The organism is Pseudoxanthomonas japonensis (genome assembly GCF_043632995.1).
Lineage (GTDB): Bacteria > Pseudomonadota > Gammaproteobacteria > Xanthomonadales > Xanthomonadaceae > Pseudoxanthomonas_A > Pseudoxanthomonas_A japonensis.
This window is the reverse complement of sequence record NZ_CP171632.1, coordinates 1863898-1877171: the sequence shown is the minus strand read 5'-3', so window position 1 is coordinate 1877171 and position 13274 is coordinate 1863898. Positions and strand designations below refer to the sequence as shown.

16 protein-coding genes are annotated in these 13274 nt (G+C 67.0%); 9 read left to right on the top strand and 7 right to left on the bottom strand.

Features of this window, described 5'->3' with window-relative positions:
- Positions 1 to 353: 353 nt before the first annotated feature.
- Positions 354 to 1538 (top strand): MFS transporter, encoded by a 1185-nt coding sequence (locus ACGHX3_RS08580; protein ID WP_213603997.1) that lies wholly within the window; start codon positions 354 to 356, stop codon positions 1536 to 1538.
- Here the strand turns inward: ACGHX3_RS08580 and ACGHX3_RS08575 are convergent.
- The 6 genes from ACGHX3_RS08575 to ACGHX3_RS08550 form a co-directional block, all read right to left on the bottom strand.
- The gene (locus ACGHX3_RS08575; protein WP_394697104.1) at positions 1535 to 2254 is read right to left on the bottom strand and encodes an alpha/beta fold hydrolase; all 720 of its coding nucleotides are present in this window, start codon (positions 2252 to 2254) and stop codon (positions 1535 to 1537) included. The genes ACGHX3_RS08580 and ACGHX3_RS08575 overlap by 4 nt on opposite strands.
- Positions 2251 to 2874 (bottom strand): DUF2058 domain-containing protein, encoded by a 624-nt coding sequence (locus tag ACGHX3_RS08570; protein WP_213603993.1) that lies wholly within the window; start codon positions 2872 to 2874, stop codon positions 2251 to 2253. The genes ACGHX3_RS08575 and ACGHX3_RS08570 overlap by 4 nt, the downstream gene beginning before the upstream one ends.
- A gap of 35 nt (positions 2875 to 2909) precedes the next feature.
- Positions 2910 to 3116, bottom strand: coding sequence for a SlyX family protein (locus ACGHX3_RS08565; protein WP_162338700.1), 207 nt, complete (start codon positions 3114 to 3116; stop codon positions 2910 to 2912).
- Positions 3117 to 3135: 19 nt separating this feature from the next.
- Positions 3136 to 4488 (bottom strand): UDP-glucose/GDP-mannose dehydrogenase family protein, encoded by a 1353-nt coding sequence (locus ACGHX3_RS08560; protein ID WP_313928763.1) that lies wholly within the window; start codon positions 4486 to 4488, stop codon positions 3136 to 3138.
- A gap of 47 nt (positions 4489 to 4535) precedes the next feature.
- Positions 4536 to 5471, bottom strand: coding sequence for an FKBP-type peptidyl-prolyl cis-trans isomerase (locus ACGHX3_RS08555; protein ID WP_394697103.1), 936 nt, complete (start codon positions 5469 to 5471; stop codon positions 4536 to 4538).
- Positions 5472 to 5553: 82 nt separating this feature from the next.
- The gene (locus tag ACGHX3_RS08550) at positions 5554 to 6117 is read right to left on the bottom strand and encodes a glutathione peroxidase (protein WP_394697102.1); all 564 of its coding nucleotides are present in this window, start codon (positions 6115 to 6117) and stop codon (positions 5554 to 5556) included.
- Positions 6118 to 6252: 135 nt separating this feature from the next.
- Between ACGHX3_RS08550 and ACGHX3_RS08545 the strand changes: the two genes are divergently transcribed.
- The 8 genes from ACGHX3_RS08545 (at position 6253) to ACGHX3_RS08510 (ending at position 11781) form a co-directional block, all read left to right on the top strand.
- Complete coding sequence (locus ACGHX3_RS08545) at positions 6253 to 6513, top strand: hypothetical protein (protein WP_213603985.1); 261 nt, start codon at positions 6253 to 6255, stop codon at positions 6511 to 6513.
- 3 nt (positions 6514 to 6516) lie between these two features.
- Complete coding sequence (locus ACGHX3_RS08540) at positions 6517 to 6879, top strand: GntR family transcriptional regulator (protein ID WP_062356164.1); 363 nt, start codon at positions 6517 to 6519, stop codon at positions 6877 to 6879.
- The gene (locus tag ACGHX3_RS08535) at positions 6879 to 7754 is read left to right on the top strand and encodes an ABC transporter ATP-binding protein (protein WP_394697101.1); all 876 of its coding nucleotides are present in this window, start codon (positions 6879 to 6881) and stop codon (positions 7752 to 7754) included. Before ACGHX3_RS08540 ends, ACGHX3_RS08535 begins: the two co-directional genes overlap by 1 nt.
- A complete protein-coding gene (locus ACGHX3_RS08530; protein WP_162338664.1) occupies positions 7751 to 8749 on the top strand; it encodes an ABC transporter permease in 999 nt (332 codons plus the stop codon). The genes ACGHX3_RS08535 and ACGHX3_RS08530 overlap by 4 nt, the downstream gene beginning before the upstream one ends.
- Positions 8750 to 8823: 74 nt before the next feature.
- Positions 8824 to 9465: a hypothetical protein gene (locus ACGHX3_RS08525; protein WP_213603983.1), complete on the top strand. Its 642-nt coding sequence runs from the start codon at positions 8824 to 8826 to the stop codon at positions 9463 to 9465.
- A gap of 77 nt (positions 9466 to 9542) precedes the next feature.
- Complete coding sequence (locus tag ACGHX3_RS08520) at positions 9543 to 10217, top strand: YggN family protein (RefSeq protein WP_162338666.1); 675 nt, start codon at positions 9543 to 9545, stop codon at positions 10215 to 10217.
- Positions 10218 to 10262: 45 nt separating this feature from the next.
- Positions 10263 to 11102 (top strand): hypothetical protein, encoded by an 840-nt coding sequence (locus tag ACGHX3_RS08515; RefSeq protein WP_394697100.1) that lies wholly within the window; start codon positions 10263 to 10265, stop codon positions 11100 to 11102.
- Positions 11103 to 11118: 16 nt separating this feature from the next.
- Positions 11119 to 11781 carry a DUF2884 family protein gene (locus tag ACGHX3_RS08510; protein WP_394697099.1) on the top strand — a complete coding sequence of 221 codons (663 nt, stop codon included), beginning with the start codon at positions 11119 to 11121 and terminating at the stop codon, positions 11779 to 11781.
- 36 nt (positions 11782 to 11817) lie between these two features.
- Here the strand turns inward: ACGHX3_RS08510 and ACGHX3_RS08505 are convergent, their stop codons facing one another.
- Positions 11818 to 13254 carry a class II fumarate hydratase gene (locus ACGHX3_RS08505; RefSeq protein ID WP_394697098.1) on the bottom strand — a complete coding sequence of 479 codons (1437 nt, stop codon included), beginning with the start codon at positions 13252 to 13254 and terminating at the stop codon, positions 11818 to 11820.
- Between the last annotated feature and the right edge of the window lie 20 nt (positions 13255 to 13274).

The following is a 13274-nucleotide window of genomic DNA, read 5'->3' as shown; positions in this document are numbered from 1 at the left end:
CGTCGTCCCAGCGCAGGCTGGGACCCATCTTGCTCTTACGAGGGATACGGTGGCCCGCATGGGCCATGGATTCCAGCTTTCGCTCGAACGACGAAACTGCGACCAGACCATCCCCGCCGTCGTCCCAGCGCAGGCTGGGACCCATGTTGCTCTTGCGAGATGCTGCGGCCCCGGCGGGCAATGGATTAGCGCTTCCGCTGGAATGACGGGACCGTAGCGTGCGCCTTGCGCACGACGAACGCTATCTGGTGGTCATCCCAGAGCCGACTACAGTTCGCGGCCGGCTCACGCAAGCTGCAGAACCAACGGACGCGACGGCCGTTCAGCCACATCCCGCCCCGCTACAATGCGCCATGACATCGTCCGGCGCCGCTCACCCGCACCCCTATCCCGCCGCACGCCTGTCCAGCTTCTACTTCTTCTACTACGCCGCGCTGGGTGCATTCACGCCGTACTGGAGCCTGTATCTCGAATCGCGCGGCCTGGGCGTCGCCGCGATCAGCGTGCTGATGAGCCTGTGGTACGCCACCCGCATCGTCTCGCCCAGCCTGTGGACCACGCTCGCGGCACGTTCCACCCACCCGATCCGGTGGCTGCATGCGGGCTGCGCACTGGCCACGGCTTGCTTCGCACTGTTCCTGCTGCCGCTGGAACATGCCGGCCTGTTCGCGGTGATGCTGGGCTTCTGCTTCGCCTACAACGCCGTGATGCCGCAGTTCGAATCGATCACGATGTCGCACCTCGGTGCACGCAGCGACCGCTACGGCCTGATCCGCGTGTGGGGATCGATCGGCTTCATCGTCGTGGTGGCCTCGTTCGGCTGGCTGATCGATGAGCGGCGGCTCGGCGTGGGTGCGCTGCCCTGGCTCATGCTGCCCGTCCTCGCAGGCGTGCTCGGGTCCGCCCTGGTGAACCGGTACGCGCACGATCCGAGCCTGCCGGCACAGGATGCCGACGGCGGTTTCCGTGTGCGGCTGCGGCAACCGCAGGTGATCGCCTTCTTCGTCGCGGCGTTCCTGGCGCAGATATCGTTCGGCCCGTTCTACACGTTCTTCTCGATCTACCTGTCCGAGCACGGCTATCCGACCGCGACGCAGGGCATGCTCTGGACGGTGGGCGTGCTGGCCGAGATCGGCGTGTTCTTCCTGTCCAGCCGCATCTTCCGGCGCTGGGATGCCAGCCGCGTGCTGATGATCGCGCTGCTCAGTGCCTCGCTGCGCTGGCTGGTCACCGCGCTCTTCCCCGACAACACGCCGGTGATGGTGGTCGCGCAGCTTACGCATGCGCTGAACTTCGGGGCCTTCTTCGCCGCCGCGATGCAGCTGCTCGTGCGTTTTTTCCCCGGCCGCATGAACGGCCACGGACAGGGTGTCTTCTATGGTCTGTCGTCGGGCGTGGGCGGTGTATGCGGCGCCCTGCTCGCGGGCCAGCTGTGGCGCATCGGCGGCGAAGCCGCCTTCCTCTGCTCATCGGCCATCGCGCTGATGGCGGCCTTCATCGTGTGGCGGTGGCTGGTGAGGACGCCGGCGCGCGCCTAGCCGTGCGTGTCTCCACTCAATCCGTCCAGCCACCGGCCGATTTCGGCCGCCGCCGGCAACGGTGCCATCTGGAAAAGAAAGTGCGGCGCATCGATCACCGCGTGACGAGCGTTGCGGGACAGGCGGATGACGTCGCGCCCCGCCTTTGGCCAGATGAGCCGGTCGTGCCTGGCCTGCAGGTACAGCGCGGGGATATCCAGGGCCGCCAGTTCCGTCGTCACGTCCACACGCAACGCCGCCAGGGCACGCTGGCGCAGGATGGCGAGCGGCAAGGTGGCGATGATCGCCTCGAACTCCGCGCGCAATGGCGCCGGCAAACCGCTGCCCGCGAGCAAGCGCTCCAACGCGAACAGCGGCGGCGCGACGGCAGGCATCCCTTGCAAAAGCGTCGCGCCGATCCGGCTGAACGGCAGCGGGGCCCGCACGAAGCTCGCCGCCATCACCAGACCACGAACGCGCCGTGGATGCCGGTGCGCCAGCAGGACTCCGAGCGGACCGGCAAAGGACTCCGCCACCAGCACGACATCATCGTGGCGCTCGATCACGGGCCGCAGCGTATCGGCCAAGGCGGCATAGCTTTCGAAATGCGTGCTGTCGTACGCCAGCACGTCGACATCGCCGACATCGGCCAACGCGGCGATCAAAGGAGCGTAGAGACGCCCGGTGCCGTCGAGGCCCGGCAGGAGGCAGAGCCGATGCCGGCCCCGCCTCTTCACCACACCAGGTCGTCGGGCACCTGGTACTGCGGATCGGCGTAGGGATCGTCTCCTGCCGGCGCGTCGGGATCGACCTTCAACGCGATCGCGGGGGCGAACAGGGCTTCCGCCTCGGCGAGTACGGCGGCGGTGACCAGCAGGTAGCGCCCGTTCTGCTGCACCACGCCCAGTTCACCGCCATTCAATGCCTTGAGCTGTTCCGCATTGACGTAGATGCGCTTGATCTTGCCGCCGTAGGGGAAATGGCGCGCGATGTCCGCCTCGGCGTCGTTCAGTGCCTTGTCCTTGAGGAAGGCCTCGAGCTTCGCCTTCGCCTCGCGGCGAACGCGCGCCTCTTCCTGCTTCACCCGCTCGGCCTCGATGCGCTCGTCCTTCTCGCGCTGCGCGCGGATGGCGTAGGCCTTGGCGAGGTCGATGTCTTCCTGGCTGCGCCTGGGTTTGCCTGCACCCTGCGACGGACGCGGCTTGCCGCCCTGCCCCGGTTTCGGATGCGCGCCACCCTTGCCCGCCGGCTTGTGGGCCTCGCGGCGCGGATCGGGGCCGCGTTCGGGTTTGCGCTCGGGCTTGGGCGCGGGCTTGAAGCCCAGGCCCAGCAACTGGTCACGGAGTGAATCGGTCATCGGTCGTTCGTGGGGACTGCTGTGCCGCAAGCGTATCAATAATGCGGCGGCGGCGGTTCGCTGGCAGGGTCCTCGAACAGGGAGGTCCGCACCTTGCCCAGTTCTTCCACCATGGTCCGCAGCAGCAACGCGGTGCGCTGGTTCTCGGCACGCGCATCGGCGAGCGCCTCGCTCATTTCGTTGAGCGAGTGCTCCTGGAAGGCCAGCCGGGTTTCCAGTTCGACCAGCCGGCGTTCCAGCATGTCGCCCGACAGGGGCAGATCAGCCTGCACGCACGGACCTCCCGCGTCCGATGCCGTAGTACGCCAGGCCGGCCGCTTCCACTTCGGCCGGCTCGTACAGATTGCGGCCGTCGAAGATCACGGCATCGCCGAGCGTCTCCTGGAGTCGCGCGAAATCCGGGCTGCGGAACTGCTTCCACTCGGTCACGACCACCAGTGCGTCCGCGCCGTCGACCGCGGCGCGCGCGTCTTCGCACAGCACCAGGTCATCGCGTTCACCGAAGATGCGGGCCGCTTCCTCGCGTGCCTCGGGATCGTAGGCCTGTACGCGGGCGCCCGCTTCCCACAGTTCCGCCAGCAGGCGCCGGCTGCTCGCCGCGCGCATGTCGTCGGTGTTGGGCTTGAAGGACAGGCCCCACACCGCGAACGTCTTGCCGCGCACACCCTCGTCCTCGCCACGGTCGTAGTGGCGCTGGATCAGTTCGAACAGATGGCCCTTCTGCCGCTCGTTGACCGACTCCACCGCCTGCAGCAGCTCCGGCACGTAACCATGCTGCTGAGCGGTGCGCGCCAGCGCCTGCACGTCCTTCGGGAAGCAGGAGCCGCCATAGCCGGCGCCGGGATAGATGAAGTGCCAGCCGATGCGCGGATCGGAGCCGATCCCCTGGCGCACCTGCTCCACGTCCGCGCCGACGCGCTCGGCGATGTTCGCGATCTCGTTCATGAAACTGATCTTGGCGGCCAGCATCGCGTTGGCCGCGTACTTGGTCAGCTCGGCCGAGCGCACGTCCATCACCACGATGCGCTCGTGGTTGCGGTTGAACGGCGCGTAGAGGCGGCGCAGCTTCTCCACCGCCTGCGGGCTCGATGCGCCGACGACGATGCGGTCCGGCCGCATGCAGTCCTTGACCGCATCGCCTTCCTTGAGGAATTCCGGATTCGAGACCACGTCGAACGCAACGTCGACGCCGCGCGCCGTCAGTTCCGCTTCGATGGCAGCGCGCACCTTGTCGGCGGTGCCGACCGGCACGGTGGACTTGTTGACCACCGTGCAGGGGCGCTGGAGATTGCGACCGATCGTGCGGGCCACCGCCAGCACGTACTGCAGGTCGGCACTGCCATCCTCGTCCGGCGGCGTACCGACGGCGATGAAGACCACTTCGCCATGCGAAATGGCGTCGGCGGCATCGGTGGTGAAGCGCAGCCGGCCCGCTTCATGGTTCGCCTTCACCATCGGCGACAGGCCGGGCTCGTAGATCGGCACGATGCCGTTGTTCAAGCCGTCGACCTTGGCCGGATCGATGTCCACGCAGACCACGTCGTGGCCGACTTCCGCCAGGCAGGTGCCTGTCACCAGCCCGACGTAACCCGTACCAAAGATCGCTACACGCATCAGCCCATCCTGTCAGTGAGTTCCAGTGCCGAATACGGTGATTCGGCTTACTGCAGGACACCCATCAGTTCGACGTCGAACGTCAGCGTCGCGTCCGGACCGATCTTGCCGCCCGGAGCGCCGTTCGGGCCGTAGGCGAGGTTGGACGGGATCCAGAAGCGGTACTTCGCGCCCACCGGCATCAAGGCCACACCCTCGGTCCAGCCGGCGATCACCTGGTTCAGGCCGAACTCGGCGGGCTCGCCGCGCGCGTAGGAACTGTCGAACACGTCCCCGTTGAGCAGCTTGCCTTCGTAATTGACGCGCACGCGGCTGCTGGACATCGGACGCTGGCCGTTGCCCTGGCGCAGCACCATGTACTGCAGGCCGGACGGCGTGGTGACCACGCCCGGCTTGACCTTGTTCTCGGCGAGGAACTTCGCGCCTTCATCGCGGTTGCGCTGGCCGGCGGTGGCCTGGCGCTTGGAGAGATAGGCCTGCATCTCGGCCTGCGCCTGCTCCACCGACAGCAGCGGCGTGCCGGTCTTGCCGGTGATCGTGCGCACGGCCTGCACCAGCGTCGCGGGGTCGATCTCGTCCTTGAACGGCAGCAGCGACGGACCGACCACGTACGTGCCCAGGAACAGACCCACCTTGGTCTTGTCGACCGGCGGCGGCGCGCTGCCCGGCGGCATGCCCGGGATGGGCTGGCCGTCGGCGACGGCCAGGTTGACGCGCAGCAACTGGTCGGTCGCCTGCGCTTCCTGCTCGGAGATGAGGTTCGGCTTGCCTTCGAAGGTGTTGACGATCGCGCGCTGGAACGCGGCCGTATCGAGGAACGGCCCGACCGGCTGCAGCGAGTTGCCCACGTCCACGCCGATGGCGTAGCTGACCTTGTCGCGCTCGGTGGTCAGCGCGGTTTTTTCCTGTGCAGACACGCTGCCTCCCAACATCGAAAACGAGATTGCCAACAACACGGCTGCGCCGCGAACCGACCGCTTCATCCTTCCTGCTCCTGGAACCTGCGCCACGATGGCGGCGCCAAACCGATATTGTGGCACGCCGGCCACCTGCCGAGGCACCGCGTCAACGCGCAGCGCGCGGTGCCTTCAGTTCGCGCTCGATGGCAGCAACCAGCGCGGGATCGTCCGGCGCTGTCTTGCTGGGGAAATTCGCGACCACGCGGCCATCCCTGCCGATCAGATACTTGTGGAAGTTCCAGGCGGGCGCCGTGCCCGTCGCCTGCGCGAGCGACTTGTACAGGGGCGTGGCGTTGTCACCGGTCACGACAACCTTTTCGAACATGGGGAACTTGACGCCATAGGTCAGCGTGCAGAACTCTTGGATTTCCTTCTCGCTGCCCGGCTCCTGGCCCTTGAAGTCGTTGGACGGGAACCCGAGCACCGAGAAGCCCTGGCCGGCGTAATGCTGGTGCAGGGACTCCAGTCCTTCGTACTGCGGCGTATACCCGCATTTACTTGCGGTGTTCACGATCAGCAGCACCTGCCCCGCGTACGCCTTCTTCAGGTTTACCGGCGCCTTGCCCGCCAGCGGACGGTAGCTGACGTCCAGCAAACCCGCCGCCAGGGCCGCTGCGGACACGCCCGCCAGGACCATCAACATCAGTATTTTCAACGACTTGAGCTTCATTTCACTACCCCGCTAGTGCGAACATCACAAGTATGCCTTCAGTTGGGTGACAAAACGTTCCCGGACAGTTGACGACCCGTGTTTTGGTGTTATAGTTGAATACAACACCACTCACCCAACTCACGGGGAGATGCCATGAACCAGAAACTGACCCACACGCTGCCCAGCCTGGCCGTTGGCGGCCTGCTGCTGGCGGCGGGCGCACTGGCGGCCATGTCCGGCGGCCGCACGTCCGAGGTGGATCCCGCGACGCTGGTGGGCGCGCTGGAAACGGACGTCGGCGAGATCACCGGCGACGGCACCGCGGCGGAACCGGCCCAGCACAAGCGTCGTGCGCGGGCCTCGCTGGCCATGCCGTACTTCTCCTTCGGCCAATCCCTGCGTCCGAGGAGCTGACCCATGGCGCCCATCCAATGGAGCGACGGTGCTCCCATCTACCGTCAGCTGAAGGACCGCGTGATCGCCATGATGCTGGACGGCATCCTGAAGCCGGGCGATGCGCTGCCCTCCGTCCGCCAGGTGGCGGCCGAGTACCAGCTCAATCCGATTACCGTTTCGCGCGCTTACCAGGAACTGGCGGATGAAGCCCTGGTCGAGAAGCGCCGCGGCCTGGGCATGTTCGTCACCGACGAAGCCGCCCGGAAGCTGCGCGGCAGCGAGCGCGAGCGGTTCCTGACCGAGGAGTGGCCGGCCGTCGCCGAGCGTATCGAGCGCCTGGGCCTGTCCATCGAAGAGTTGCTGCAATCCAAGGGGATCAAGTGATGAATGCTGCAATCGCCAACACCGTGGTGTCGGCCCACGGCCTGCGCAAGGCCTACAGGAACAAGCTTGCGCTGGACAACACCAGTTTCGAGATCGAAGCCGGCAAGATCATCGGCCTGATCGGCCCGAACGGAGCCGGCAAGACGACCGCGTTGAAGGCCATCCTGGGCCTGACGCCGTTCGAAGGCCAGCTGAAGGTGCTGGGCCTGGATCCACGCAAGGACCGCGACGAGCTGATGAAGGATGTCTGCTTCATCGCCGACGTCGCCGTGCTGCCGCGCTGGATGAAGGTCAAGGAAGCCATCGACTTCGTCGCCGGCGTGCACCCGCGCTTCGACCGCGCCAAGTGCGAGCGCTTCATCGCCAATACCCAGCTCAAGCCCAACCTGCGCGTGCGCGAGATGTCCAAGGGCATGATCGTGCAGCTGCACCTGGCGCTGGTGATGGCCATCGACGCCAAGCTGCTGGTGCTGGACGAGCCCACGCTCGGCCTGGACATCCTGTACCGCAAGCAGTTCTACCAGCGCCTGCTGGAGGACTACTTCGATGAGCAGAAGACCATCATCGTCACCACGCACCAGGTGGAGGAGATCGAGCACATCCTCACCGACGTGATGTTCATCCGCGACGGCAGGATCGTGCTGACATCGCAGATGGAAGAAGTCGCCGAACGCTACACCGAAGTGCTGGTCAGCGGCGACGCCGTCGACCAGGCCCGCGCCCTCAAGCCCATCGACGAGCGCGCCCTGCCCTTCGGCAAGACCGTGCTGCTGTTCGACGGCGTACCGAAGGGGCATCTCGCCGCCCTCGGCGAAACCCGCACCCCAGGCCTGGCCGACCTGTTCGTCGCCATCATGAAAGGAACCTACGCATGAACGCCGTGACTTCGACGTTGGGCAAATCCTCCAAGCCGGGCGCGTTCACGTGGCTGCTGAAGCGCGAGTTCTGGGAGAACCGCGGCGGTTTTTTCTGGGCACCGGTCATCACCGGCGGCATCTTCCTGGTGCTGAACCTGATCCTCGCCGTCATCGGCAGCATTTCCGCACGCGGCCAGTTGAACGGCGACGGTTTCAGCATCGAAGAGGCGCCGGAAAAGGCCCACCAGATCGTCGGCGGCATCGGCGACGGCATGCTGCTGGGCGGCGTGATCCTGGCCTGCGTGGTGCTGGCCTTCGTGGTCTTCTTCTATGCGCTGGGCACTCTGTACGACGACCGCCGCGACCGCAGCGTGCTGTTCTGGAAGTCCCTGCCGGTGTCCGATACCCACATGGTGCTGTCCAAGCTGGCCTGGGCGCTGGTGCTGGCACCGCTGCTGGCGGTAGGCGTCGGTATCGTGATCGGCGTGGCGATGTGGCTGATCTTCGCCCTGACCGTCTCGGTCAATGGACTGCCCGTGGGCAGCGCGGTCTTCACCCACTCGCATCCGCTGCGCATCATCGGCGGCGTCATCGCCTCGCTGCCCGTGTACATGCTGTGGGCGCTGCCGACGATCGGCTGGCTGATGTTCTGCTCGGCCTGGGCACGCAGCAAGCCGTTCCTGTGGGCGGTGCTGGTGCCGGTGCTGGCCTGCGTGATCATCAGCATGACCGACATCCTGCCGAGCCTGGCGGTCCGCCACGACCTGATCTGGTACACGGTGGTCTACCGCGGCCTGTTGAGCATCCTGCCCGGCGCCTGGTTCCCCACCCTGCCGGGCGGCGCGACCAACCCGCACGCCGACTTCAATACGCCGGACGACCTGGCCAACGCCATCGACCTGACCCGCAGCTGGGAGGCGTTCGCGACGGCCGACCTGTGGATCGGCGCCGTCATCGGTGTTGCCCTGATCGCCGGTGCGATCTACCTGCGCCGCTGGCGCGAGAGCGAATAAACACGCCCCCTCAGGCGGGCCACGACCGGCCCGCCGCTGACAAGGACATGGATATGCACACCTCTCTTTCCCTCATGCGCCCTCTCCTCGTCGTCGGCATGCTGGCCCTCGCCGCTTGCCAGCCGGCAGACAGCAGCAAGACGCCCACGGGTGTCGCCGCCAAGGCGATGGACGAAGCCGCCAACAGCCTGGGCGAAGCCAGCCAGGAGATGGAAAAGGCACGCCAGGAGATCGCCACCGCGCGCGACAAGCTGGCCCTCGCCAACCTGTCGCTGAATCGCGACACGACGCAGCATCTGGCGAAGGCGGAGATCACGCCCGCCGGCGATCTGCTGATCGAAGGCAAGCGCATTGCCACCACGCCGGAACAGAAGGCGCTGGTGCTGGCGTACCGGCACGAGTTGCTGGGCGTGGTGGGCGACGGCATGGCGATCGGACTGGAGGGCGCGCGCGTCGGCATCGATGCCGCCGCCACCGCGCTGAAAGGCATGCTGTCCGGCCAGAGCGGCGACGATATCGGCAAGCAGGCAGGCGAACAGGCCAAGGCCAAGCTCAAGCCGATGGTCGCGCAACTGTGCACGCGCCTGCCCGGCCTGCTGACGGCGCAGCAGGCACTGTCGGCCGCCCTGCCCGAGTTCGCACCCTACGCCACGATGGACCAGTCCGACGTGGACGACTGCGGCGACGAAGACGGCAACGGCCTCTGGACCTTCTGAACGCGCAGCCGCGCACACGTGGCCAGGCTTCCACGACCTCGACATCCATCGAATTCCATTCTGGGGAGAAACCGGATATGCGTACCCTGTCCATCCATCGTGTCCTGATGCCGTTGCTGTTCGTCGGCCTGTTGCCGCTCGCCGCGCCTGTCGCCAATGCCAAGGACACGGATATCCGAAGCGAGATCAGCAGGGACCTGGCCGATGCGCGCAATGAAGTGCGCGCGGAACTGGCCGACGCCCGCCGCAAGCTGGAAACCGACAACCTGGAACTGGGCGACAACCTGCACTTCAGCAAGTCCGGCAAGCGCCGCGCCGATGACGACAAGGTGCTGCCGAAGGCGGAAATCACGCCACAGGGCGACTTCCTGATCGAGGGCAAGCCCGTCGCCATCGACGGCCGCCAGCGGCAGGACCTGTTGCGCTATCGCCACCAGGTGATCGACATCGCCAAGGCCGGCATCGACATCGGCGAACGCAGCGCGCAGGTGGCGCTGGAGGCGGTCGACCGCGGCTTGTTCAGCCTGATGGTCAGTGCCATGACCGGCAACCTGGAGCGGCGCATCGAGAAGACCGTCAAGGAAACCGTCGAACCGGGCGTGCGCCAGATCTGCCGCACCCTGCCCGACCTGCACGCGACCCAGCAGCGCCTGTCGGCGAGCCTGCCGCAATTCCGCCCCTATGCCACGCTGGACGCGGACGATGCCGAGAATTGCGAGAAGGACCTGCGCCGCGAATTCGCGATGCGATAGATCCGCCATCGCCGTTCCCCGCCCTGCCCCGCTCCCGGAGACCCGATGATGCGTACCGCCCTGTTCGCCACCCCGCTGCTCGCACTGCTGACCGTGTCGAGCCCCGTCCTGGCGGCAGACCGCTACTGCAAGCACGAAGCGCCGCGCCAGCTCACGCTCGACATCGGCGACGCGAAGACCGTGGTGTTCGACGTCGGCCCGCACGACCTGACGGTGGCGTCGCGCGCCGGTGCGCCGGCGACGATGAAGGGCCGGGCCTGCAGCAGCCATGCGGACCGCCTGGACAACCTGAAGATCGAACAGCGGCGTGCCGGCGACAAGCTGATCGTGCGGATGTACTTCGACGGCAAGTCCAGCGGCATCTTCTTCGGCAGCAACTACGCCTACATGAACCTGACCACCACCCTGCCCGACCACCTGTCCGTGCAGGTGAAAGTCGGCTCGGGTGAAGCCGAGGTCACCGGCGCGCCGGTATTCAGTGCCGATGTCGGCTCCGGCCACGCCGTGGGGCGCAACATCCGCGGACTGGCCGCCGCGTCGGTCGGCTCGGGCGACATCGACATCCACGGTGCCGGCAGCCTGAAGGTCGTCTCGATCGGTTCGGGCGACGTGGACGCCGACAACGTGCAGGGCGCCACCCATGTCGGCAGCATCGGCTCGGGTGGTTTCCGCCTGTCGCGCAGTGGCAGCGTCGACATCGGTTCGATCGGTTCGGGTGGCGCAGAACTGCGCGACATCGCCGGCGACGTGGTCGTCGGTTCGGTGGGCTCCGGCGGCGTGGACGTGCGCAACGTCGGTGGCGCGCTGACCGTGCGCTCGGTCGGCAGCGGCGATGTCGACCACGAGGGCGTGAAGGGCCAGATCGATATCCCCAAGCGCCGTTGATCCCGGAGGAACGACCATGATGATCCGTACGCTCGCACTCGCCCTGTCCGCTGTCCTGCTGCTCGCCGCCTGTTCGAAGGGCAGCGATGACGACAGCGACGCCGTCCGGTCCAGCGCGCTGTGGGGCCAGAACCTGAAGCTCAGCGCCAGCGGCCATCCGCGTGCCGAGATATCGGCCAAGGGCGATTTCATCGTCGACGGCAAGCAGGTGCCGGTCACCGACGAGCAACGCGCGTTGCTGGTCGCCTACCACCGGGAACTCGGGGGCATCGCCGATGCCGGCATTGCGACCGGCAAGGAAGGCGCCAAGCTCGCGGGCAAGGCCGTCGGCGCCGTCGTGAGGGGCATCTTCAGCGGCAATCCCGACCAGATCGACCGGGAGATGGAAGCGGAAGGGAAAAAGATCGAAGCGCACGCCATGAAGATCTGCGACCACCTGCCCGGCCTGTACAAGGCGCAGCAGGACCTGGCCGCGGCATTGCCCGCCTTCCAGCCCTATGCCGGGATGGAACTGGACGACATCGCCGAATGCCGCACCTCGCAGGACGAACACCGCGAGGCCGGCCAGGAGATCGGCCGCACCGTCGGTCAGGCCGTCAAGGCGACACAAGGCGACGCGGCGCAGGAGGCCGATGCCGCCGCGGCGGAACCGGCGCCGGCGCCTGCTCCCACGCCCTGATCGCCTCCGGCCACCAGCGCCCTGCCGGCGTCTTCGTCAGCCGCCGCCACCGCCCGGCTTGCCGTGAATGCCGCCCTTCGCCAGCACGGCGGGGTCCAGCAGCGGCTTGAGCGTTTTCTCGGGGAGTCCGGTGACCTCGCGCGCGACGTCGAGCACCGGCCGGTTCTGTTGGTAGGCCTGCTTGGCGATCGCAGCGCCCTTCTCGTAACCGATCACCGGGTTGAGCGCGGTCACCAGGATCGGATTGCGGTCCAGCGCTTCCTGCACACGGTCGTTGCGCACCTTCAGCCCGGCGATGCAGTCGTCGGCCAGCAGGCGCGACACATTCGACAGCAGCTGGATGCCGTCCAGCAGATTGTTCGCGATCAGCGGCAGGGTGACGTTGAGCTGGAAGTTGCCGGTCTGCCCGGCGACGGTCACCGCGGTGTGGTAGCCCATCACCTGCGCGCAGACCATCACCGTGGCTTCCGGAATCACCGGATTGACCTTGCCGGGCATGATCGAACTGCCGGGCTGCAGCGCCGGCAGTTCGACTTCGCCCAGGCCGGCAAGCGGACCCGAGTTCATCCAGCGCAGGTCGTTGGCGATCTTGGTCAGCGCGACAGCAAGTGCACTGAGCTGGCCGGAGAGCTCGACCGCGTCATCCTGCGCGGCGAGGCCTTCGAACTTGTTGGCGGCGCTTTCGAAGCGCGTCTTCGTCATCGTCGACAGCACCTTCGCAACGCGCGCGCCGAAGCGCGGATCGGCGTTGATGCCGGTGCCGATGGCGGTGCCGCCCAACGGCAGGCGTCGCACGCGCTTCAGCGTGTCCTCGATGCGGGCCTGCGCGGAAGACAGCTGCGCCGACCAGGCCGAAAACTCCTGCCCGAACGTCAGCGGCATGGCGTCCATCAGGTGCGTGCGACCGGTCTTGACCACCTTGCCCAGCGCCTTGCCGCGCGCATCGATGGTCTTGCGCAGGTGCGCGATGGCCGGCAGCAGGTCTTCCACCACCGCGAGCTGCGCCGCCACGCGCAGGGCCGTGGGGACCACGTCATTCGAGCTCTGGCCGAGATTGACGTGGTCGTTCGGATGCACGGCCGTCTTGCCGGCGCGCGTCGCCAACGTGGCGATCACCTCGTTGGCATTCATGTTGGACGAGGTGCCGGAGCCGGTCTGGTACACGTCGATGGGGAAATGCGCGTCGTATTCGCCTGAGGCCACCGCCTCCGCCGCGCTCTGCACGGCGTTGGCGCTGCCCTTCGGCAGCAGACCCAGGCCGGCGTTGACCTCGGCAGCGGCCCCCTTCACCAGGCCCAGTGCCCGGATGAAACCGCGCGGCATCGGCCGACCGGAAATGGGGAAGTTCTGTACCGCCCGTTGCGTCTGCGCACCCCACAACGCCTCGGCGGGCACCCGCAGCTCGCCCATGCTGTCGTGTTCGATGCGGGTTCGTGCAACACGGGACTTGCCCGCGGTCTTCTTGCTGGTCATCAACCGTCTCCTGGAGGGAT

What these genes read in the sequence shown, in the direction of transcription:
- ACGHX3_RS08545 (WP_213603985.1), top strand. Translation starts at nt 6,253, where the DNA reads ATGAACCAGAAACTGACCCACACGCTGCCCAGCCTGGCCGTTGGCGGC.
- ACGHX3_RS08555 (WP_394697103.1), bottom strand. Translation starts at nt 5,471, where the DNA reads ATGAAGCGGTCGGTTCGCGGCGCAGCCGTGTTGTTGGCAATCTCGTTT.
- ACGHX3_RS08570 (WP_213603993.1), bottom strand. Translation starts at nt 2,874, where the DNA reads ATGACCGATTCACTCCGTGACCAGTTGCTGGGCCTGGGCTTCAAGCCC.
- ACGHX3_RS08580 (WP_213603997.1), top strand. Translation starts at nt 354, where the DNA reads ATGACATCGTCCGGCGCCGCTCACCCGCACCCCTATCCCGCCGCACGC.
- ACGHX3_RS08550 (WP_394697102.1), bottom strand. Translation starts at nt 6,117, where the DNA reads ATGAAGCTCAAGTCGTTGAAAATACTGATGTTGATGGTCCTGGCGGGC.
- ACGHX3_RS08560 (WP_313928763.1), bottom strand. Translation starts at nt 4,488, where the DNA reads ATGCGTGTAGCGATCTTTGGTACGGGTTACGTCGGGCTGGTGACAGGC.
- ACGHX3_RS08525 (WP_213603983.1), top strand. Translation starts at nt 8,824, where the DNA reads ATGCGCCCTCTCCTCGTCGTCGGCATGCTGGCCCTCGCCGCTTGCCAG.
- ACGHX3_RS08530 (WP_162338664.1), top strand. Translation starts at nt 7,751, where the DNA reads ATGAACGCCGTGACTTCGACGTTGGGCAAATCCTCCAAGCCGGGCGCG.
- ACGHX3_RS08565 (WP_162338700.1), bottom strand. Translation starts at nt 3,116, where the DNA reads ATGCTGGAACGCCGGCTGGTCGAACTGGAAACCCGGCTGGCCTTCCAG.
- ACGHX3_RS08505 (WP_394697098.1), bottom strand. Translation starts at nt 13,254, where the DNA reads ATGACCAGCAAGAAGACCGCGGGCAAGTCCCGTGTTGCACGAACCCGC.
- ACGHX3_RS08510 (WP_394697099.1), top strand. Translation starts at nt 11,119, where the DNA reads ATGATGATCCGTACGCTCGCACTCGCCCTGTCCGCTGTCCTGCTGCTC.
- ACGHX3_RS08535 (WP_394697101.1), top strand. Translation starts at nt 6,879, where the DNA reads ATGAATGCTGCAATCGCCAACACCGTGGTGTCGGCCCACGGCCTGCGC.
- ACGHX3_RS08540 (WP_062356164.1), top strand. Translation starts at nt 6,517, where the DNA reads ATGGCGCCCATCCAATGGAGCGACGGTGCTCCCATCTACCGTCAGCTG.
- ACGHX3_RS08515 (WP_394697100.1), top strand. Translation starts at nt 10,263, where the DNA reads ATGATGCGTACCGCCCTGTTCGCCACCCCGCTGCTCGCACTGCTGACC.
- ACGHX3_RS08520 (WP_162338666.1), top strand. Translation starts at nt 9,543, where the DNA reads ATGCGTACCCTGTCCATCCATCGTGTCCTGATGCCGTTGCTGTTCGTC.